The organism is Sphingobacterium sp. JB170 (assembly GCF_900163865.1).
Classification (GTDB): domain Bacteria; phylum Bacteroidota; class Bacteroidia; order Sphingobacteriales; family Sphingobacteriaceae; genus Sphingobacterium.
Genome location: NZ_FUKU01000013.1, coordinates 1 through 20,465, shown reverse-complemented (window position 1 = coordinate 20,465; position 20,465 = coordinate 1). Strand labels below are relative to the sequence as shown.

Below are 20,465 nucleotides of genomic sequence, written 5' to 3'. Positions count from 1 at the left end.
TCAATAAATTCTCACACTTACTTAAAAAACGAATACAATATATGTTAAAAAATTCGAAACCGTATCATCATACACTTCACGTTATGAAAATTTCATTTGCGATAAGTTGCTTTGTCTATGTTATGGTAGGCACATTATACGCTAATAAGTCTAAAGCGCAAAACTTGAATGAGCTGGACGTAAGGTTATCTTCTAAAGTTCTTACACTGGAATCGCTATTACAGCAGGTGCAAGAACAGTCTTCTCTTAACTTTATGTATAATCCAAAAGACATCTTAACGGGTCGCATGGTACAACTCGCTGAGGCACAACTGAGCGGAGAACAGCTACTTACTTTGCTTCAAGGATCTCTAAAGTTAGACTACAAGATTGATGGAAATGCGCTGTATTTGGAGCGGCAGCAGCGACCAGGGACGATTTCAGGAAAAATCTATGGCCAAGATGGAGAACCGCTTGTTGGCGCTAGTGTTAACGTTGTCGGCACGCAAACCTCCGCGCAGACGGATGTCGATGGCGCGTATATGCTAACAACAACTCCAGGAACGAAAGTACTCCTAATCAGTTACGTGGGTTATCATAGTAAAAATATAAATGTAGAGCTTGCTGATGGGGGGCAAGCCAACGCCGATGCAGCGCTAGCAAGTTCGGGACTTTTAGAGGAGATCACCGTATCTTATGGTAAGCAGAAAAGATTAGAAGTGACTGGCGCTATCAATCAGATTGATGCCAGTTTATTGGAAGATTTGCCCGTTACTCAATTCGCGCAGCAATTACAAGGCAGAGCTCCCGGTGTGCAGATTAACCAAACCTCCGGGCAACCCGGGCGAGGAATGTCGTGGCGTATCCGCGGGGCGGCATCGCTGAGTTCTGGAAACTCCCCTCTATTTGTTGTTGATGGTATGCCAGTAACGGGAAGCATTAATAATATCAACCCCAATGAAATAGAGTCTTTTTCTATTCTTAAAGACGCTTCTGCGACGGCTTTGTATGGATCCCGTGCTTCAAATGGTGTGATTCTTATCACGACTAAAAAAGCGAAAGCTGGCCAGGGAACGCAGGTTGAGTTTAATGCGAATTATGGGATACAGCGTATTCCATCGCGTGGCGTACCCAAAATGATGACTGCGCGTCAGTATGCGAGGTTTATGAAGGGGCGGTTTGAAGATATGATCAAATATGAGAATTTCAAAGGAGAAATACCCGAGGAGTATCAAAACCCGGAACAATATGGTGCTGGAACAGATTGGTTTAATGTTTTAACGCGCACTGCTCCACAGCAAAATTACGATATATCGATTAGTTCGGCGCGAGAGAAGTCATCCACGATGGTTATGGGCGGATACCAGCAGCAGGATGGTGTTGTTGTAAATAGCGGAACGAAGTTGTTCTCGCTTCGTATGAACCAAACTTTCAACCTGGTTGGCGATAAGCTAAAGATAGGAATGAATCTAGCACCAAGCTATAGACTTGATCATAATAATAGACTCGATGACGGAATTCAGGGAATCGTACAAAAGGCATCAGAAGCCAGCCCTATGTTTGATCCATTTGATAAAAATGGCGAATACACGCGTTTTGTAAGCTCCCCTGGGATGGTGAACTACATCAACCCGCTAGCGCGTTATGACCTTACCGTTGATGATTACAAAACAACGAGAATCTTAGGCAACGCATCTGCAAATTATGAGTTTGTCGATGGGTTAACATTAAATGGACTCGCGGGGATCGATATGGGAAAAGAATCTCGGCAGTACTTTGCGCCTTCTTTTTTAAATACCAATAATATATCATCTGGAACGAGTCGCGCAGTAGAGAACTATAGCTACACGGGAGAGTTAAATGTGAACTACGATAAATACTTTGGCGATCACCATATTGACGCGTTAGTTGGCTATTCAGCACAAGCTTTTCGTCAGACTTCAAACACGGTGTCGGGGCAGAATTTCGCCAGCGATGATATCCCGTATTTAAATGTCGCTGCGAACATCACCGGTGGGTCGAGCAATGCCGCAAGTTACGCGCTGCAATCTGTTTTGGCTAGGTTGAACTACAGCTACAAGGGGCGTTACCTATTTGGTGCATCGGTAAGGCGGGACGGTTCATCGCGCTTTGGTGAGCAAGAACGCTATGGTACATTTCCCGCCGCATCGCTAGGATGGGTGGTTAGTGAGGAGCCTTTCCTGCAGTCTGCTTCGAGCTACCTAAGTATGTTTAAACTTCGTGCGAGTTATGGACATACCGGTAACAATAATATTGGTAACTATACGCATATCCCACAGATAGGCGAGTATAATTACGTGATTGGTGGTGGACTTGTTCAGGGCAGCACGGTATCTACGCTCGGCAATACCCACCTTGCTTGGGAGAAAACCAAGCAGTTGGACCTTGGGTTAGACTTAAGTTTATTTGATGATAAATTAACCTTTACCTACGATTATTATAATAAGATATCTGACGGGCTTATTCAGGCTCGCCCGATTGATAGGGCTTCGGGATTTACCAGTATCACCTCAAATGTTGGGGAGGTAAAATTCTGGGGGCATGAGTTTTCCTTAGGCACTCGTCAGCAGTTTGGCCAGCTCCACTGGGATGCTCAATTTAATATGTCTTTTGACCGTAATCGTATTGAGCATTTAGTGAGTCCGGGGTACTTTAGACGTTTTAATAATATCTCCTCCGATTACTACCGAAATCAAGAGGGTTATCCAATGGGTATGTTCTTTGGGTTCATCAACGAAGGACTTATTAAGGACCAGGCAGACTTGGAGTCGGCAGCTAAATACAATAAGATCGACGTAGGAACGATAAAGATGCGTGATATGAATGATGATGGTATCATTGACGAAAATGATCGTACGTTTATCGGTGATCCGAACCCCGATTTTATGTTTGGGTTCCACAACCAGTTTAAGTTTAAGAATTTAGATTTCAGCTTTTCCACGACAGGTTCGTATGGAGGGAAGCTTATTCTACCAGCGAAATGGGCATACCTGACTAATATGGATGGAGCAAGAGCAATACTAGCGGAGGCTGAAGACCGTTGGCGCTCTCCGGAAAACCCTGGCTCGGGAAAATACCCACGGACACTTTCAGGTACTACCTCTTGGGGGCGTAACGTAAACTCGCAGTGGGTGGAAGATGGATCTTATTTGGCACTTAAAAATATAACGCTTGGCTACCGCTTTAAAACCACGAGTCTTTTTATTAAAAATATTCGCGCCTATGCGTCGGTACAAAACGTGGCTTATATTATGTCCTACTCCGGAATGAACCCGGAAATCAGTCTAAACGGATTAGAGGGCGCAAGTATCGGAATTGATGAGAACGCATATCCAATCCCTCGTATTTATTCAATAGGCTTCAATTTAACTCTTAACTAGGTATGACATTCATAAAAAAAATAAAGAAATATAATAAACTGGCTGTTTGTGTTATTGCTTCTAGCATGTTAGCTTTCAGCAGCTGTGACAACTTTTTGGAGCTATCTCCTGCAGACCAGGTCTCAGGTACGACGTTCTTTAAAACGGAGGCGGATTTTATGCAGGCGTTGCACGCAGCTTACAATCCGCTTCGAAAGGTTGGTGTAGATTTTTATACCTCAGAGATGCGCTCTGACAATACCCATTATGAATATAACCCCGGAAATCAGGGGACAGCGATCTATATGCGTCAGGATATCGCTGACTTTACTAATAATTCGTCAAACGACTATTCGGCGGAGATTTACTATAATGCTTATCAAGGTATCTCGAGATCTAATGTTATCCTAGATAGGCTTGAAACGGCAGGACTTGCTACTGAGGTGACGGCTCGTATTGAAGGGCAAGCAAGATTCCTTCGGGCATTTTATTATTTTAAATTGGTCCGATATTTCGGTAAAGTTCCGCTATATATTCACGAGGTGAGTGACGAAAGCGGTGCATTCCAACCAAGAGCTGAAGTTGATGCCGTTTATGCTCAGATAATTGAAGATGCGAGCAAGGCTGTAGAGGTTCTTGCGCAACCCACGGAGTTTCCGCAAGATGGATATGCAACAAAAGGATCTGCTACCATGCTATTAGGGGAAGTGTATGCCACGCGTAAGGAATATGCCAAGGCCGAAGCGTTACTGAAAAGCTTAAGCGGTATGGGGTACGAATTATTGGCTAATTATGGTGATGTGTTCTCAACGAAGAATAAAAACTCCAAGGAATCTATTCTCGAAGTACAGTTTATGGAAGGGCTGGAATCGGGTATGCAGAGTAATTTCATCTATGTCTTCTTGCCGAGAATTTATAATACTGCACTGATTACTTTCGGTGTGCAGGCAAACAACACATCTAATACCGGTGGGGGATGGAATACGCCAACACAGGGAATGATCGAAGCATATGAGCCGGGAGATACTCGGCTTGAAGCATCGATCGGTATAGCCGAGGGAACGTATGATGTAAGTAGTTATTTTACGCTGGAAGCACAGCGGAAGGTGACGGGTTATACTGCACCTGCGGGTAAAGTTGGTGTACCATTTATTAAAAAATATCTTAACCCACATACCAGTCCCAATAATACGGATGATAACTGGCCGGTCTACCGTTACGCTGGGGCACTTCTTCTTTTAGCGGAGGTGCAAAATGAACAAGGAAAAACTGGAGAAGCACTCGAGAATCTCAATCGTGTTCGTCGCCGCGCGCTACCAAATTCAGCGGATTTAACAGCGAGTTCAAAGCAGATTGCCAAGGAATTGATACTAAAAGAGCGCCGGGTAGAGCTTGCATTTGAAAATCATCGCTGGTTTGATTTACTAAGAAGTGGGCAAGCAGTCGAAGTTCTTAACAAGCATGGCGAAAGCTTAAGAGAGATCCATGACTATCTCTCGGCCGAATCGTATAAAGTGAACGAGGATAAATTACTTTTTCCTATTCCGTTTGCAGAGATTGGCGTTAACACATTGTTGGATCAAAATGCGGGGTATTAAGCGAACTGATATATGGATTTTTTAAAACATAAGAGCCTGACAGTACTGTTTTTCGGAGCGGCGCTATTGTCCCCTGTTCTCGTGATTTGCTCGAATCAAAAATGGAGTGAGTCAGCGTATTTAATGCGTCATTCCTCGAGTTTAGTGCACACAAGGTTATTGCTGCAGGAAGAAATGACAGCTAACTATGAACTAAGTCCACTAGTAGGATTCCAGAAACCGGATAGTACGACTACGGACCTCGTTTCATTAAAACAAGGGCAGTCTGCCAAGAAGTTTTCGATTGCAATTATACCCGATACGCAGTATAATACGAAAGAATCCCAAGGAGGGAATAATGAACTTTTTGCCGCGCAGGTTGACTGGATTATAAAGAACCAAAGCGCAGAAAACATAGCCTACGTGATCCACTTAGGCGATATCACCGACAATGGTGATGCGGCGCCCGAGCAGTGGCGTAATGCGGCAAAGGTTATGCATAGGCTAGAAGAGCCTCTTGCGGGACTTCCCGAAGGAATTCCGTACGGGTTGGCGGTGGGCAATCATGATCAGATACCGTCTCAGTTTGCGAAATCCGGAACCACTAAATATTTTAATCAGTATTTTGGTATTGACCGTTTTCGTAGTCGTAGTTATTATGGAGGGCATTTTGGAAGTGATAATGATTCGCATTATGACCTGTTCTCGGCAGCGGGGTTAGATTTCATTGTAATTTATATAGAGTACGATTCCTTCGATGAACAGCAGGAAGAGATGAATGAGTGGGCCGAAGGGTTACTGCAGCAGTATCCCACGCGTAAAGCAATCGTTGTTACCCATTATACCCTTTTTCTAAATCCTGTAGCAGGTACGAATCTCGGGGGAGCTGCGCCCTTTTCCAAGCAGGCTGATCGTTTGTACAGCAAGCTGAAAACCTATAAGAATTTTTTTATGATGGCCGGCGGTCATGTTGGAGATAATGGGGAAGGATTCCGTCAGGATACCTATAATGGAAGTACCGTAAAAAGCTTCCTTGCGGATTACCAAAGTAGACCAATGGGGGGTAACGGTATGATGCGGTTAATGAGTCTTGATGTAGAAAAGGATAAAATTGAGGTACGTAGCTTTTCCCCCTATCATGACTATGAAGAACTCGACGATGATTCGAATTTTGAAGTCAGTTTGTTCCGTGAAGCAGCCGCAAGCCGGCAATATGATTTTGATTTAGATGGAAAATCGGATGCCATGGTTTTTAAAAGCGGCAACTGGTTCGGCGCAGACGGGAAGCTCAAATTCTCCCAGTGGAATGCCGGAGGTGTCGCTGTACCTTCATATTACGAAGGTGGAGCTATAACCGTTCCAGCGGCATATAACATCAATAAGGGAATGTTCGTGATGGCTGATGGTAGATCTGAATTCTTCGGTGAGCCAGGGGATATCCCTGTGCCTGGAGATTATGATGGGGACGGCGTAGCTGAACTTGCTGTATGGACACCAGAGACTGCGCTGTGGCGGATAAAAGGCGAAAAGAAACCATTAAAACATGGCTGGGCGGAATCCACACCCGTTCTCGCGGACTATGATGGCGATGGCGCTATCGAAAAGGCTGTGTGGCGATGGTCGAACCAAACGTGGTATATAGCGGAGGTCGGTAACATTCCGTTCGGAAAGCTTGGTGATGTTCCAGTTCCGGGAGACTATAACGGAGACGGTAAAGCGGAAATGGCAGTATGGAGACCGTCTACAGGAGAATGGTTCATATACGGACGGAGTACTGCGGTATCTCTAGGCAAAAAGGGCGACCTTCCAGTACCGGGAGATTACAACGGAGATGGTAAAGTAAGGCCTGCTGTTTTTAGGCCCGATGATAAGGAAATTATTCTCGAATCGGGTAAGAAAATTCCACTGGAAGCAACGCTTGAGGAAGTTGTAAACCTTCCCTATGCCATTAAGGAATATTATATGAACCAAATTCTCAAATAACGCAAAAGTATTTTTGAATAATTTTTGTTTTTATGTAGTTCAATCGATTGGATCTAAAAGGATTACAAAGAGCACACTTTTTAGGTTTCTAATAGGCATAAAAACAGACAGTGGTGTCGCGTAAAATCATGATTACAGTCCTAAGAGTTTATTTTGTCGAAACAAAGCCTGATTTATACTGTTTTCTAAGAAAAAATGGTAACGATGAATACGAACAGACTTTCAAAGACGATGCAGGCATCGCTGATTAAGCAAATGACAAAAGAGAATCAAGCTTCTCAGATTTATTTAGCGCTAGGAATATGGGCTGATTCACAAGGGTATGGGGGCGTTTCTAATTTCTTGTTCCGACATGCACAAGAAGAACGTAATCATATGATCAAAATTATGATGTACATCCTAGAAAGAGGAGGAACCCCTATGGTGGAGGCTGTAGAAGCTCCGAAGCAACTACCCAAGAATATGACTGAATGTTTCAACTTAGTTTTACAACATGAAATTGATAACACCAATGCCATTTATGGTTTGGTGAACCAATCTATGGATGAAAAGGATTGGGCAACCTGGAACTTTGCACAATGGTTTGTGAAGGAACAAATCGAGGAAGAAAAACTCGCCCTCGAGTTAATTGATAAACTGAAGATTGCGGGTGGTGATAGGGCAACCGATGAATCCTTGTTCGCCTTGGATAAATTCTTAGGGGACGCTCCGGATGAGGTAACCTTAGCCAGAACATCAACGGCAGATAATCCCGAGTAAAATTAGATCATTTTGCTTACGAGAGGATAATTCATAAAGGTAGTGAAAATCACAAAGATAGATTGTTTTTTTGGGGTTAAATCCGGGTGTTCAGCATTTGATGATAGGGACAAGGCTTTACGGACCGCTCTAAAGCCTTGTCCTTTTATTTACCGGGTCTTCTTTGGTCACCTCGAAAAGGCATGATGTCTTCTTACTCCATTACCTACCCCGTTTAGTTTACCACATTAAGGCGCAAGGATTCCCGAACCTATCTCGATGCCATAATCATGAAAGTGCTCCATGATTTTAACATCTTGATATACTTGAGCTATTTCGGCCTCTGGGTGTTTAGCCTTTATCTGAGCGGAGATGTCCTTAAAATAAAAGAATTTACCTTCTAAAGATTCGACGGGAGAGGTGTTCAATTGGACGCCTTCACCACTAGCGGCCGTGAGCTCGCTATTGGCTCGGTTAGCGAGATTTAAAAAATTTAAAAGCAGCTTAGGTGTATTTTGCTGGTAGAAATATAACGGTAGCTTTTCTTGCTTTTTGGTATGCTTGTCGGTTAATATAAGCATGGGCTCTGTGGCTAAGGTAGCTGAAAACTCAAATGATCCTTCGCTAATCACTTGCGAGCGATCAATATGTTCGGTGTCTTGGAATAGCATATATTCGGAAGAGGTGCCGGTTTTAAAAACTAGGATATTTTGAGGCTCAAAAACCTTATATTTATTTATATCGTTTCGTATCTCGTTGGCTTTATCCTGGTTTTGGATAACCCCTTCTTTCCATTTAAATAGGGGGGTAGGGCTTCCAATTTGCGTGATAAGGTACGGATCGACCACATGAATATTGAGCGTTACGTTTTTCTTGTTTCGTATGTCATTTACGGTGAGTGTCGTACTCCCTTTTTTCAGTCCGCTGATGGTTATTGCGCCTGCCGGCCAGGACTGTTCGTCCTTGTCAAAGGCTAAGATGTTTGCATCGGCTGCATTCAACTCATAAGCGCCGTTGCCCTGTTGGATATATACGCGCAAATCGGTCCCCTGAGAGACATAGTAGGTATCTAATGGAAAAACGAGTTCTGGATAGAATTCTTTTTCGTCTTTCTCACATGAAATAGCAGTAAGAATTACGCTTATCACCAGAATAATTCGGGAAAGGGCATGTAGATAGGGCCGGTTCATGATTTAAATTCGTTAACGATATAGTTTGAACGTTAAATAGCGGGTGTGCGCTACAGCGTTAATTCCAATTGATTCGATACGTGAAATTAACGAATTAGTTTGAATAGTGCATGCTGAATTTTCAGATTTTATAAATTCCCCATGGGAATAGGGAATTATCGTGCATCTTTAAACTTATGATTTTGCATTGACGTACTGGCATTTTGAGTAAATAGGTCAATTTTTACGATGTAATTTGCTAAATTGCTCACATAATATATTTAACGTGAAACAATATAATTTGAATAAGTTCTTAAAGTCTTTGGCGGTGAGCGCCGTGCTGTTTTTCACTGTTCTGCCATCGTTCGCTCAAATAGATATTGGTATTAGTGGGGGTGTTAATCTTTCAAAGCCTGATGGCACGTATTTCCGTTCTGCGGGTAAAGTTGGCCTGCAGGTCGGAGCGTTTCTTACCTATCATCTTACCGATCATTTTGCGCTCCAGGGGGAGCCATCGTTCAATGTTACTCGTATTAGAGCCAATGATGAAGGTAAATCAATTTCCAATGGGCTGAATAAAGGCAATAAGTCGGTGCAATTTTTCAACTTACCGCTCTATGCGAAATTGAAGATAACACCGAATTTTGCGATTGTGGGCGGGCCTGAGTACAACAAGATATTAAACGACGGTGATTTCAGGCTTAATGATGGAGCCGAGGCTTTCAAAGATAGCGGGCGGTTTGGTTATGGTCTAGGGCTAGATATCGGTAATTTTTATTTCCGTTATCGCAGCCTGAAGAAATTCGATGAAATCGGTGATACACATGATTTAAAATTGAATCAATATCAAATCGGTTTCCGTTGGAAGCTTCTTTAGATTATGCGTAGATCGAGGCGGAATTTTTTAGCCTAGAGGATTTTTATTTATAGTGATTTGTACGGCGTGTTGTTGAATTCTTCCATGAGAAGTTTGTTCAACGTTTCTAAAATCCCCAGATGCTGACCGCGTTTGAATATGGTATCTAATGTAACGTTTTTTTCCAGCTCGTAAATTTACGACCGTGATTCGTGAATGGTTCTGTTTTGGGCAGTTCCACGTTAGTTTTCTTTGCACTTTTAGAGGATTTTTACTTAATGAATTTTTACTGATATAGTTCGATTTTAAGGCGTAAGCTTTTTTAATTTTCTTTCCGTGATAAAAATTAAAATTATTGAATAGGTAAAGAACAGAACCATAGACAATGTTTCAATGAGTCCTGTATTGTCTATCTGAAATATGAAAAGCAATGTTATTTGGAACAAAATTACGAGTGGAATTGCCAGCAGCCAATATCTGAAATAGAATTTTTGGGCAAAATCCCAGTTTCTCTGATTTTTCATCGAATTTGACGTTCTGTATCCGACAATAGAGTTGATTTGTTTTTTTTGCATAAAAAACAATAATATCGTCACAAAACTTATTATCAAATCTGCGAAAAAAATATCAAAAAAGTCCTTTAAATAATTTAGTTCCATCTTTTATGTTTTTAGTTTAACGCTGTTGTCAAAGGGTATTATATAAAGTACAAGTGCGGCAGCCATCACACAAAAGAAACTTAAACAATGCAAGAAAATCGTTTCATAATTATTGATTAAATGATTTCTATCTAATATATAGATATATTTTCGAATGCTTAAGGGCGTTGTTCACTTATTCATGTAGACAGCGGTAAACCATGATCTCCAGTTTGCCGTGTAGGCGCGTCAGATTGTCAATAAAATGGAATTGAACGCTGGAAATAGCTGCGCAGAAATCGGACAAAGAATCTTTGATACCGTTTCTTAATAACGAAGCGGGCACCATATGATGTGCCACGCGGCGCAATTCCTGAATAGAGTCGTCAAGTATTCCGATCGCTCTATTGCTGGTTAAATGAATTGGAAAAGCGAGTGTAACGGAAGTTAACGTTTTCCCGATGTGATGTTAAATTCACAGTAACTTAAAGTAAGTTTAATACCTAAGTTATCTTAAATATCGTTTTTTGTGTCGGCGAAAAAGAGATAATGAAATTTTCAAAAAGGGATATTACGGATAGAGAATTTGAGGCGTTTAAAACAGGTGACGCCTTCATTTTCCGTCTTCTCTTCGACCGTTATCATGTTTCTTTATATCGTTATGTGGTTGGGATTACAAAAAATGAAGAGGAAGCTGAAGACATCGTGCAGGAGTCGTTTATAAAGCTCTTTGAATATAAAGATAAATTAGACGGTGCCCACGGAATTTATCCTTTTTTATTTACGCTTTCTAAAAGGCTGATTCTTCAGAATTTCCGACGCAATATGGTGCGGATGCGTTATGATGTTCACCTTAAACAGGGATGGTATGACTATTCCGATGATACGCAACGTCAAGTTGAACTGAACGATTTACAACGAACCTTAACTTTAGCAATCGATTCTTTACCCGAAAAGCAACGTGAAATCTACCAGATGCATAAACTATTTGAATATACATATCAGGAGATCGCTGAGCGAATGGGGGTGTCCATTCACACTATAAAGAACCAATTTATTACCGCTTCTAGAAAAGTGAAACTACAAATTGAAAAACACTATAATTGCTTTAAAGAAAGGGTTTCATCCCATTCGCATTTTATATTTTGAAGATTATATGGGTGAGGCCCTCGATGTAGGTATTTCCAGTCGTGAGATTACCGAGCGGCTGATACCCGCTCGGATGTATCGAATTGCACCTTAACCGAAAACTGGAATCCAAATCATTTGAACGACCGGATTATCGGTTGGAATTATTTCTAAAATAAATGGACCGTATCGTTCCCGCTGTGATACGGTCCTTTTTATTTAAGGTATTTTCATAACCAGGTGCTAATTGTCTTGACCGAAAGTTCGTTAAAAATGTTGTACTGTATTTTTGATATTCAACTTGGCTTTGACCTTATTTTACCTTCAAACGGACAAAGTGTTGTTTCAATACTGTATTTTATAGTTTATTTTGTAGTGTTAAAACTGAAAACGGAAGTAATATTAAATTTCCAAGATATTCTCTTAAGAAATATTGCCAATAATTTTCAGAGAAATTTGCATGACCAAATTAAATGGGATCAGCGAATGATCGGGATAAAGCGGCGCAGCGAGCGGCCATAATCTCTTCGTTCTTTGTTATCTGCAAGAAGCATGATGTGAATCCATTCCAATGGCTTAAATATACGCTCCAAAACATCATGACAATAAACCATAAAAAGATTAAGGATCTGTACCCGCAGAACTAATAAATATATGATCACAAATAAAATACGTACTTCATAAGGCGGATACCAGCAATGTAAGAGACCGAATTCCTACGTGGAAGAACGAGATACCTCTAAAAAATAGGTGAATACCAAAATTGCGTATGCCCTTTGGAAATACGTGTTTTGAGAGATGAGCTTCTGAACAATATAAAATTGGACTTTACAGCAACCTAATTTATCGTTAAATAGCCCAAATTTGTTTTATACTATTTAAACAAAATGAAATGAGTAAAACGATATTAATTACAGGAGCAGCCAGCGGTTTTGGGAAAATCGCCGCATTTGATTTGGCAAAAAAAGGACATAAAGTAATCGCAACCGCACAGGGTTACCCACAAATGAGTGATCTGATAAGGGATGCGAAAGAACAGGGTATATTCCTTAAAATAGCGATCGGCGCGCTTGCCACATTTTTTTAAAATAAATTTTTAGTAACTAAACATCAAAGATTGAAAATAGGTAAAACGGTTGTAATAAAGAATTTACGGCCGTTTTATATTTTTTTTGTGTGATTTTTCATGTTGTTTCTTATCTCACATAAGTTTAGTTTTATCCGTCCATTTGGCACGTCATATCTTTGCTCGCCTGTTTTTAAGGGAGGGTATTCTCTTTGAAAATTTGAGCAAGATGTTGGGACATAAGAATATTGCCACTACGCAAATTTACGCCAAGATACTCAACGAAAAAGTTGGTAAGGATATGCAAAAGGTATCGCATAAATTTAAAGGACTGGAACAGTCTTTTGTAGCTCACCTCTGAAACCAATAAAGCAATTAATGAAAGTCAATGCAGTTTTTGCGCTGGCTTTTTTTTGTAATTTTATTGTATCATATAAAGTAGAATAGTTATGAATTGGCAGAATGATTTGACCCGAATATTAAAAATTGATTATCCTATTATACAAGCTCCAATGTTTGGAGTAACAACCCCCGAAATGGTTGCAGTAACTTCAAATGCGAATTGCTTAGGCTCTTTGGCTTTGGCAGACCTGAATACTGAAAAATGTATAGAAGTAATCCGCGCTGCCAAACATCTTACAAATAAACCTTTTGCTGTAAATTTTTTTGCTCACAGCATTCCCGAAATTACAGAAGCTCTTAAAGGAAAATATGATAAAGCTAAATTTTTTGTTGAACGCTTGGCCAAACAGAATAATTTGGAGATAGAAATCCCAAGTATTGATGATCTGAAAATCAATAGTTATCACCAGCAGATAGACGCTATCATTTCTGAAAACTGCAAAATTCTAAGTTTCACTTTTGGCAATCTTGATAAACAAAGTATAGACAGACTTAAAAGTAATGGAACATTATTGATTGGTACTTGTACGTCAGTCAATGAGGCGCTTATTTTAGAGCAATCAGGAATTGATGTTATTTGTGTGCAGGGACTTGAAGCAGGTGGTCATCGAGGAAGTTTCGGATCAGAAGATATTCCTAAAATTGGTGGTCTGTCTCTGTTGGCACAAGTGAGCGAAACTGTAAATGTACCGCTTATTTATGCAGGAGGGATTTTCAATGCAAAAACATTGGTTGCGTCAAAAACTTTGGGAGCAAGTGGGTTTCAAATTGGCAGTTTATTGTTAGGCTCAGCAGAAAGTGCTTTGGAGGCGTTTCAAAAAGAACGATTGCGAAAAGTTAAAGAAACAGATATTGTATTAACAAAGAGTTTTTCGGGAAGATTTGCGAGAGGGATAAAAAATACTTTCATTGATATAATGGAAACAAGTGAGTTTATTTTGCCATTTCCATATCAAAATAAATTGACCTTTGAATTAAGAAAAATTGCAAAAATCAATCAAAATACGGAGTTTTTAAATATTTGGGCGGGTCAATCTATTAACGAATATAGCGGGAAATCGACTGCCGATATAATAAGAAGTTTAATCATAGAAACGGAAAATAATTATTGCTAACGAAATAACAACACAGCCCACTGCTTTAAGTAGTGAGCTGTGTCTTTCATTGAGTTTGTTTTACACTCCCTTTAGGTAATTAGGGACTAATATGTAAATTGGTGAATTACCTAAGTGACAACTCTTCCACACTCTGATCAAGGCCTAACGTTTGCTTTCTGTCTGGTCCAAAGGACAAATATTTGATGGGCACTCCTACTTCAGCTTCCAAGAAACGGATATATTCTTGTAATTTGGTTGGAATATCTTTAATCTCGCTAATAGTGGTGATATCTTCATCCCAGCCTTCAATTTCCTTAAAAACTGGTTCTGGCTGATGCACAGCTATCCCAAAAGGGATATAATCAATTATTTTACCCTGATAATTGTAATGAGTACAAACGTAAATCTTGTTTAAACCGCTCAATACATCGGCTTTTGTCATTACCAGTTGGGCTGGGTCTGTATCATAAATCATTGATACATACCCTTTTTTTGATTTCATTATCTAGCCTAGAGATTTGGGCTTATTATGTATCTATGGTGTAAAGACGACTTGTTTTTCTAAACGTTTTGTCGCGAGGAATTAACTTTCTATCATTATTCCCTCGTTATTTGCCAATACCCAAACGCATAATGCATTTTCCATCGAACAGGAAAAATAATTTGTATTATAGTAACTTATAAGTTACCTTTGTTTATGAAAGTAAGAGAGGTTATAGCTTTTAAGGATTACTTTGAGAAATTCCTGCTTGAACAACCCAACAAGGTTCAGGACAAAATCTTCAAGATCATTGAGGCTATTGAAACTCTTGAACGTGTGCCATCCAACTATCTGAAATTTCTCGTGGGAACTGATGGGCTTTACGAAGCACGGATCCAATTGGGCTCAAATATCTGGCGTGTATTCTGTTTCTTCGACAACGATAAACTTGTGATACTGCTGAACGGATTTCAGAAAAAGACACAGAAAACCCCAAAAAACGAAATTGAAAAAGGATTGCGCCTAATGGCAGAATACTACGAACAAAAAAACAAGAAAAATGGAAACTAAAAGCTGGAAAGAGGTTAAAAATACTGTCTATGGACAAAAAGGAACTGAAAGACGTGATGAGCTTGACAGGGATTTTGAAAGTTTTAAAATCGGACTAATGTTGCGCAAAGCAAGAGAAGATAAGAAATTAACCCAGAGCGAATTGGGTGAACTTGTGGACCGAAAACGCGAGTACATTTCGAGGATAGAAAACAACGGAAGCAATCTGACACTAAAGACATTGTTTGACATCGTAGAGAAAGGACTTGGTGGAAAAGTAAAAATCTCTATCGAACTGTAGAAACTTAACCACTACCCTTCACCAAGCTGCAAGACGTTAATTCTGATTATGGTAAGGTTTGAATTGCCTGTTACCCATTTGCTTCTTCATTTTATGGATTGTTTGATATTTCATACTAAAACACTAAAAACGATTGATATATAAATCATTTTTAGTGTTTTGTGAATAGTCGATCATCTCAATTTGCTTTTGAGGATAAAACTAAAATCACTCTAAAATATCCTTTAATGCCGCATGTAATTTTTGGTATCCTTTGCAAAGTTTAAGCTAGACCACGCTTAAATACCATCCCCAATAAAACGATGAAAGGGTTTTACGCGCTGGTTTATAAAGTTCGCTTTACAACTTGCCATATACAATAGTCGGCATTCTACAATGTGAGGTATCTATGATTACAAAGTGATTACGGTTGGGGATATATACAAGACATGTGGAATAAAGTAGTGGCAAACAAATATTCTTTATAGCATCATATAATATCTATTTGCGTACTAGCCCATTTGTTAGTTAAAATGATATAATCTTAAAGATGAAATAGGGATAAACATTTTGATCGTTGTTAATCCAGTTTTTATCGATTTTGGGGACCGAAATAATATTGTTGTTTGAATACTTCATTTTACAGTTTGTTTTGCAGTTTTAAAACCGCAAAATATCAGTATATTTGTAGTGTTAACACTGCAAAATGGAAGTAATATTAAATTTTCAAGATATTCTCTTAAGAAATATTGCCAATAATTTTCGGAGAAGTTTGCATGATCAAATTAATTGGGATCAGCGAATGATCGGTATAAAGGGACCCCGAGGAGCAGGCAAAACGACGTTGTTATTGCAACATCTAAAATACGACTTAGGGAATCAATTCGGTAAAGCATTATACGTCACGGCTGATCATACCTGGTTTTATAACCACAGTTTGTTGGATACGGCGATGGATTGGTATCAACAAGGAGGGGAGGTGATATTTATCGATGAAGTACATAAATATCCAAATTGGTCAAGAGAACTCAAGAACATATATGACGGAATACCCCAGCTAAAAGTAATTTTTTCAGCTTCATCTGCGTTAGATATCTATCGAGGTCAGGCCGATTTAAGTAGACGAGTCATCAGTTATTCATTACCTGGGTTATCGTTTCGGGAATATCTGATTTTTGCGGGAATAGCGAGTTTTTCGTCTATCTCTTTCGACGACATTCAAGATCGTCACCGTGAAATTAGTGGAGACATCGCCTCAACGATTCGACCATTACCGGAATTTGCTAAGTATTTGAAAAGAGGCTATTTACCTATTTTTACGGAGGGCGAAAATGAATACCTGCCTAAATTGGAGCAAATTATTGATGCCGTGGTAGATACAGACCTTGCATATGTCGCTTCCTATAACGCGGGTACGGCCGCTAAGGTGAAGAAACTTTTAGCAGTTGTTGCGGAGTCTGTTCCCTTTAAACCGAATATTTCTGCATTATCAAGCAAGTTGGATATATCACGTGATCGCATATTAGAATATATTTATCAACTACGGGACGCTAGATTGTTGAATGTATTGTCTGTTGCGGGCAAAGGAGTTTCAAGACTTCAAAAGCCTGATAAAATATTCTTGGAAAACACTAATCTTTCTTATGCTATCCATCCCGTGCCCGATAAAGGTAATTTACGAGAAACGTTTCTTTTGGGGCAACTGCTGAATACGGGGTTTGATGTTCAGGAACCCGCTACGGGCGATTTTTTAGTGGAAGGGGTCACAATAGAAGTGGGCGGGAAAAACAAAACAGCGAAGCAGGTTCGTGAGGAAATGTCGTATCTCATAGCCGCTGACGATATCGAAACAGGCTTTGGTGCAAAAATTCCTTTATGGTTATTCGGTTTTATGTATTGAGTAACTTTTTCCTTAGGTCCATCAAAATTTCGGACGTTAAAGAAGGATGACGAGACAGCCCACAACTTGAATCCAAGTGCCAGTGAGGCTGGTGGGATGAAAGAATTAATCGCTATGGAGTCTCGCGAAATTATTCCGCTATCGCCTAAAAGATATAATTGGACCAGTGTGTGAAGATATCCGGGTGTATCATTTTTTCTGTTGATATGCAAATTCACAAAACTAAATGAACCGCCCGCTCGCATGGGAGTAGGTCATGGAAACATTTTTACTGTGGCACAAATTTCGATTTCGCCGTAAGGGTATAAATCGTACAAATTTATAATAAACACGAACACACTTTTACCCAGGCGTTCATCGTTTAGACGTGGATCAATCTAATTCGTTAATTTTAAAGCCGAATGGAACAAACAGATACTAACGAGGAATTAGTGAGGCTATATCGCGGGTTTTATGAAAACTCGATAGAAGACATAAAAATAGGGGATAATGCTATCGATACCTATATCGATCAACCTGTCGATAATAGGCGGGGATTGTCTTTAGTCATCGTGCCTGATGAAGCCGTTAAGTGTAAAATAGAAAAGTTCACCAGCGAGCTTCGCAGCATCGACGATGCGCAATATTACCAACCGCGTTCGGATATGCATATCACCGCTCTGGCACTTATTTCTTGTCATGATAACTTTGAGTTAAGGCAGGTCCAACTGGATAGATATATCGATATTATTTCCAAAAGCATCGTTGGAATAAGCGATCTAGCCATACACAGTAAGGGTGTGACAGTTACAAGCGAGGCGGTAATGGTTCAGGGGTTTATGTTGAATGAGAATCTAAATCGATTACGCGAAACGTTGCGTACGAATTTCAGGAGCTCATCGTTGATGCAAGACATTGATAAGCGATATCCTACGAAAACCGCGCATGTAACTAATGCACGTTTTCGCGAGCGAATCAGCAAACCGGCGCGCTACGTCCAAAAGATTGAGGAATACCTTAGTTTTGACTTCGGGAAAACGAGCAGTGTTAATATAGACCTGATATATACCGACTGGTACTGCAAAGAGTCCAGGGTAAAGCTTTTGAAACGCTTTACATTATCCTAGGGGCAGAGATCGTTTTGGTATGAACCGGCAAGGATTGGCGTGAGGTTAATACTTGATGAAGTAGATTTTGTCGATCGCAATACAAGACTAATCCTGAAATAATATAGATTTTATACAGTGTTATAAGATCTTTATTTTCAGCACGAAATAGATAAACTGTCACCGGAAAAAATCAACTATTATTAAATGCCCTACGGATTGCGGCGTCCTTTTGTCTCTAGGTACGCAATGAGTGCTTTAGGTTCATTGGTCAGTAGTATTGTCGCTCCGTGATCCAGTAACCATCCCCACCCGCCTTCTAGGTCGCCACCGATGGCACGGCTATCGTCATGTCCCGCTGCCCACTGCGGCGCGCAGGGCGTCATCCATATCTTGACGTCCTTGGCTTGTAGATCACCATACTGCCCTAATATAGAAGAGTTTTCGGTCTGAAAGGAGAGCTCCATGAGTGGCGGCTGGTAGGCGCTAATATAGTCGTCGATCTTTTTACGTGGATCCTTCGCTTTATCTAAATCTATCACGGCCATGAACTGGGACCCTTGGATATGCTGCATCCATGGACGCATCTGCTGGGCGTTTATTCCGGCTTTCGGCACAGCGATCTCTAGGGTGCCCGTTTTGCGTAGGACTTGCCCTATTTCTTCAAAGGCTTCCCACGCTTTATCGATGTTCACCAGTACTCTACCCTTAGCGTAGTTCATTACCTGCTCTAAAGTCGGGATAGTGTGCTCGGTTAGCACTCCCTCATGTGTTTTTAGTTTAAGCTTTTGTAGCTCTTCCCAGGTATGGTCTGCCACTGTTCCCGTGCCGTTTGTGGTACGCTCGAGGGTTTTGTCGTGCATGAGGATCATTACCCCGTCTTTGGTACGCCTAGCGTCCACTTCAACCATATCTACGCCGATCTCGACTGCATTTTTTATTGCGGCCATCGAATTTTCGGGAGCATGGTGCCAGTACCCTCTGTGGGCAACCACCATTATGTAGTTGCTGCGGGCCTTGGCGAGCTCGCCTTTAAGAAATTCAATGGATCTATTTTTAGGCTCCGCTGCGGAAGAATCGGAGCGCGCCAGTGTGGTATTTGCAATCGCTACCGATGAGGGTGCGAGGAAGCCTAATAGGCATAAAAATGTTAAAAATGCTTTCATTATTTGTGTGTCATTTCTACGGACAATGATTATCGGTGAGATTTTGCTAGTGATAGGAAAAAATGCCGTTTAGTTCGTCTAATATCTGGCAAATCTACTCATCTTATGTTTTGTTAATGTGAGGATTGTATAACCAAACGATTAAGTTAGCTATGAACGCTGCGGAGGCAGACTGCTTGAAAATCGTATGTAAATAGGGGAGGTGGAATGGGTCCAAACGCAGCGATACTTGCCGCTAACGCTTCTTTTGGATCATGACGACAAGCGAGAAATTAGTATCGAACATATTTTGCTTGTCACGAAGCACTGGTTTCCGCGGAAATGGATACAATTGTGGCGACGAAGCGCAAAGCAAAGCGTTATGTTTTTTTACATAAAAAGATTACTTTAACCTAAAGCGGTTCATAAAGAGTAGTTTACAAGAGAGGGAAACTCTATCGGTAACGATTTAGTAATGGTGCTTACTGCACTTGATTTCATTCAATTACCTTGTAAATCAATACTGCAAATATAAAAAATAAAGGGTGAAGTACATTGGCTTTACCCTTTATTTTGTTCCTTCTATTAGAAAAATCTTCGTAAAAATTCCCCCACTGGGGGGAAACTGTGATATTGGTTTCAATATTATTCCCAAATTTTGACATACTAACAATAGGTGTAACGCCGAAACAAATAGTGATAACTTTTAAAAGACTATGCTATGGAAATCGTGTTGAGCAAAATATTATCGCAAATTCAGCATCAGGAAGATAAACTATCTTCTCAAATGATGCAAACGGGAGAAGAGGCATACCAAATGACTTTGTTCCTAAATGAAATGCTGGGAAGTATAAAAGCCAAAGTATTGCAGGATAGCTTTGCGGGCGAACAGCAGGAAATTGATTTCTTTAAGAATATCAAGCCACAGATTTTAGGGAAACTAATTTACTATAATAAACCCGTTGGGTGAAATTAAATAATTTGTATTTTAACGTTATTGATGTTTCTGTTA

At 40.3% G+C, this 20,465-nt stretch carries 18 protein-coding genes and 1 pseudogene; 15 read left to right on the top strand and 4 right to left on the bottom strand.

From position 1 onward, the window contains the following. The first annotated feature begins 83 nt into the window (after positions 1 to 83). From FM107_RS01515 to FM107_RS01500, 4 genes are all read left to right on the top strand, one after another. A complete protein-coding gene (locus FM107_RS01515) occupies positions 84 to 3,380 on the top strand; it encodes a TonB-dependent receptor (RefSeq protein ID WP_256959280.1) in 3,297 nt (1,098 codons plus the stop codon). Positions 3,381 to 3,382: 2 nt separating this feature from the next. Then, a complete protein-coding gene (locus FM107_RS01510) occupies positions 3,383 to 4,957 on the top strand; it encodes a RagB/SusD family nutrient uptake outer membrane protein (RefSeq protein WP_218778893.1) in 1,575 nt (524 codons plus the stop codon). Between the two features lie 12 nt (positions 4,958 to 4,969). After that, positions 4,970 to 6,919, top strand: coding sequence for a metallophosphoesterase (locus tag FM107_RS01505; protein ID WP_086946750.1), 1,950 nt, complete (start codon positions 4,970 to 4,972; stop codon positions 6,917 to 6,919). A 204-nt stretch (positions 6,920 to 7,123) separates the two neighbouring features. Continuing rightward, positions 7,124 to 7,678: a ferritin gene (locus FM107_RS01500; protein WP_086947182.1), complete on the top strand. Its 555-nt coding sequence runs from the start codon at positions 7,124 to 7,126 to the stop codon at positions 7,676 to 7,678. Positions 7,679 to 7,905: 227 nt separating this feature from the next. On the opposite strand, the gene FM107_RS01495 is transcribed toward FM107_RS01500, so the two are convergent. Continuing rightward, positions 7,906 to 8,847 carry a hypothetical protein gene (locus FM107_RS01495; RefSeq protein ID WP_086946749.1) on the bottom strand — a complete coding sequence of 314 codons (942 nt, stop codon included), beginning with the start codon at positions 8,845 to 8,847 and terminating at the stop codon, positions 7,906 to 7,908. A gap of 265 nt (positions 8,848 to 9,112) precedes the next feature. Between FM107_RS01495 and FM107_RS01490 the strand changes: the two genes are divergently transcribed. Continuing rightward, positions 9,113 to 9,703 (top strand): outer membrane beta-barrel protein, encoded by a 591-nt coding sequence (locus FM107_RS01490; protein ID WP_179204369.1) that lies wholly within the window; start codon positions 9,113 to 9,115, stop codon positions 9,701 to 9,703. 284 nt (positions 9,704 to 9,987) lie between these two features. On the opposite strand, the gene FM107_RS20130 is transcribed toward FM107_RS01490, so the two are convergent. Then, positions 9,988 to 10,257 (bottom strand): SdpI family protein, encoded by a 270-nt coding sequence (locus FM107_RS20130; protein WP_086947181.1) that lies wholly within the window; start codon positions 10,255 to 10,257, stop codon positions 9,988 to 9,990. A gap of 612 nt (positions 10,258 to 10,869) precedes the next feature. On the opposite strand from FM107_RS20130, the gene FM107_RS01480 reads away from it, so the two are divergent. From FM107_RS01480 to FM107_RS01465, 5 genes and pseudogenes are all read left to right on the top strand, one after another. Next, positions 10,870 to 11,469 carry an RNA polymerase sigma factor gene (locus FM107_RS01480; RefSeq protein ID WP_086946747.1) on the top strand — a complete coding sequence of 200 codons (600 nt, stop codon included), beginning with the start codon at positions 10,870 to 10,872 and terminating at the stop codon, positions 11,467 to 11,469. A gap of 479 nt (positions 11,470 to 11,948) precedes the next feature. Then, positions 11,949 to 12,095, top strand: a pseudogene (locus FM107_RS19280) (transposase domain-containing protein); the annotation flags it as partial. A gap of 245 nt (positions 12,096 to 12,340) precedes the next feature. Next, positions 12,341 to 12,535, top strand: a complete 195-nt coding sequence (locus tag FM107_RS01475; RefSeq protein ID WP_218778892.1) for an SDR family NAD(P)-dependent oxidoreductase — start codon at positions 12,341 to 12,343, stop codon at positions 12,533 to 12,535. Positions 12,536 to 12,620: 85 nt separating this feature from the next. After that, complete coding sequence (locus FM107_RS01470; protein WP_256959278.1) at positions 12,621 to 12,875, top strand: tyrosine-type recombinase/integrase; 255 nt, start codon at positions 12,621 to 12,623, stop codon at positions 12,873 to 12,875. Between the two features lie 88 nt (positions 12,876 to 12,963). Then, positions 12,964 to 14,031: a nitronate monooxygenase family protein gene (locus tag FM107_RS01465; protein ID WP_086946746.1), complete on the top strand. Its 1,068-nt coding sequence runs from the start codon at positions 12,964 to 12,966 to the stop codon at positions 14,029 to 14,031. A 106-nt stretch (positions 14,032 to 14,137) separates the two neighbouring features. Here the strand turns inward: FM107_RS01465 and FM107_RS01460 are convergent, their stop codons facing one another. After that, positions 14,138 to 14,515, bottom strand: a complete 378-nt coding sequence (locus FM107_RS01460) for an adenylosuccinate synthetase (RefSeq protein WP_086946745.1) — start codon at positions 14,513 to 14,515, stop codon at positions 14,138 to 14,140. A gap of 195 nt (positions 14,516 to 14,710) precedes the next feature. On the opposite strand from FM107_RS01460, the gene FM107_RS01455 reads away from it, so the two are divergent. The 4 genes from FM107_RS01455 to FM107_RS01440 all read left to right on the top strand — a co-directional run bounded on the left by FM107_RS01455 (position 14,711) and on the right by FM107_RS01440 (position 18,329). Further along, the gene (locus FM107_RS01455; protein ID WP_086946744.1) at positions 14,711 to 15,064 is read left to right on the top strand and encodes a type II toxin-antitoxin system RelE/ParE family toxin; all 354 of its coding nucleotides are present in this window, start codon (positions 14,711 to 14,713) and stop codon (positions 15,062 to 15,064) included. Then, entirely contained in the window at positions 15,054 to 15,344 is a 291-nt protein-coding gene (locus FM107_RS01450; RefSeq protein ID WP_086946743.1) for a helix-turn-helix domain-containing protein, read from the top strand. Before FM107_RS01455 ends, FM107_RS01450 begins: the two co-directional genes overlap by 11 nt. Before the next feature lie 685 nt (positions 15,345 to 16,029). After that, on the top strand, positions 16,030 to 17,223 hold the full coding sequence (locus FM107_RS01445) for an ATP-binding protein (RefSeq protein ID WP_086946742.1): 1,194 nt from the start codon (positions 16,030 to 16,032) through the stop codon (positions 17,221 to 17,223). Between the two features lie 401 nt (positions 17,224 to 17,624). Continuing rightward, positions 17,625 to 18,329: a 2'-5' RNA ligase family protein gene (locus FM107_RS01440; RefSeq protein ID WP_086946741.1), complete on the top strand. Its 705-nt coding sequence runs from the start codon at positions 17,625 to 17,627 to the stop codon at positions 18,327 to 18,329. A gap of 191 nt (positions 18,330 to 18,520) precedes the next feature. Here the strand turns inward: FM107_RS01440 and FM107_RS01435 are convergent, their stop codons facing one another. Then, positions 18,521 to 19,474 carry a glycerophosphodiester phosphodiesterase family protein gene (locus FM107_RS01435; protein ID WP_086946740.1) on the bottom strand — a complete coding sequence of 318 codons (954 nt, stop codon included), beginning with the start codon at positions 19,472 to 19,474 and terminating at the stop codon, positions 18,521 to 18,523. A gap of 700 nt (positions 19,475 to 20,174) precedes the next feature. Here FM107_RS01435 and FM107_RS01430 point away from each other — a divergent pair. Further along, complete coding sequence (locus FM107_RS01430; RefSeq protein ID WP_256959276.1) at positions 20,175 to 20,423, top strand: RteC domain-containing protein; 249 nt, start codon at positions 20,175 to 20,177, stop codon at positions 20,421 to 20,423. Positions 20,424 to 20,465 lie beyond the last annotated feature (42 nt).

What these genes read in the sequence shown, in the direction of transcription:
- FM107_RS01515 (WP_256959280.1), top strand. Translation starts at nt 84, where the DNA reads ATGAAAATTTCATTTGCGATAAGTTGCTTTGTCTATGTTATGGTAGGC.
- FM107_RS01510 (WP_218778893.1), top strand. Translation starts at nt 3,383, where the DNA reads ATGACATTCATAAAAAAAATAAAGAAATATAATAAACTGGCTGTTTGT.
- FM107_RS01505 (WP_086946750.1), top strand. Translation starts at nt 4,970, where the DNA reads ATGGATTTTTTAAAACATAAGAGCCTGACAGTACTGTTTTTCGGAGCG.
- FM107_RS01500 (WP_086947182.1), top strand. Translation starts at nt 7,124, where the DNA reads ATGAATACGAACAGACTTTCAAAGACGATGCAGGCATCGCTGATTAAG.
- FM107_RS01495 (WP_086946749.1), bottom strand. Translation starts at nt 8,847, where the DNA reads ATGAACCGGCCCTATCTACATGCCCTTTCCCGAATTATTCTGGTGATA.
- FM107_RS20130 (WP_086947181.1), bottom strand. Translation starts at nt 10,257, where the DNA reads ATGCAAAAAAAACAAATCAACTCTATTGTCGGATACAGAACGTCAAAT.
- FM107_RS01480 (WP_086946747.1), top strand. Translation starts at nt 10,870, where the DNA reads ATGAAATTTTCAAAAAGGGATATTACGGATAGAGAATTTGAGGCGTTT.
- FM107_RS01475 (WP_218778892.1), top strand. Translation starts at nt 12,341, where the DNA reads ATGAGTAAAACGATATTAATTACAGGAGCAGCCAGCGGTTTTGGGAAA.
- FM107_RS01465 (WP_086946746.1), top strand. Translation starts at nt 12,964, where the DNA reads ATGAATTGGCAGAATGATTTGACCCGAATATTAAAAATTGATTATCCT.
- FM107_RS01460 (WP_086946745.1), bottom strand. Translation starts at nt 14,515, where the DNA reads ATGAAATCAAAAAAAGGGTATGTATCAATGATTTATGATACAGACCCA.
- FM107_RS01455 (WP_086946744.1), top strand. Translation starts at nt 14,711, where the DNA reads ATGAAAGTAAGAGAGGTTATAGCTTTTAAGGATTACTTTGAGAAATTC.
- FM107_RS01450 (WP_086946743.1), top strand. Translation starts at nt 15,054, where the DNA reads ATGGAAACTAAAAGCTGGAAAGAGGTTAAAAATACTGTCTATGGACAA.
- FM107_RS01445 (WP_086946742.1), top strand. Translation starts at nt 16,030, where the DNA reads ATGGAAGTAATATTAAATTTTCAAGATATTCTCTTAAGAAATATTGCC.
- FM107_RS01440 (WP_086946741.1), top strand. Translation starts at nt 17,625, where the DNA reads ATGGAACAAACAGATACTAACGAGGAATTAGTGAGGCTATATCGCGGG.
- FM107_RS01435 (WP_086946740.1), bottom strand. Translation starts at nt 19,474, where the DNA reads ATGAAAGCATTTTTAACATTTTTATGCCTATTAGGCTTCCTCGCACCC.
- FM107_RS01430 (WP_256959276.1), top strand. Translation starts at nt 20,175, where the DNA reads ATGGAAATCGTGTTGAGCAAAATATTATCGCAAATTCAGCATCAGGAA.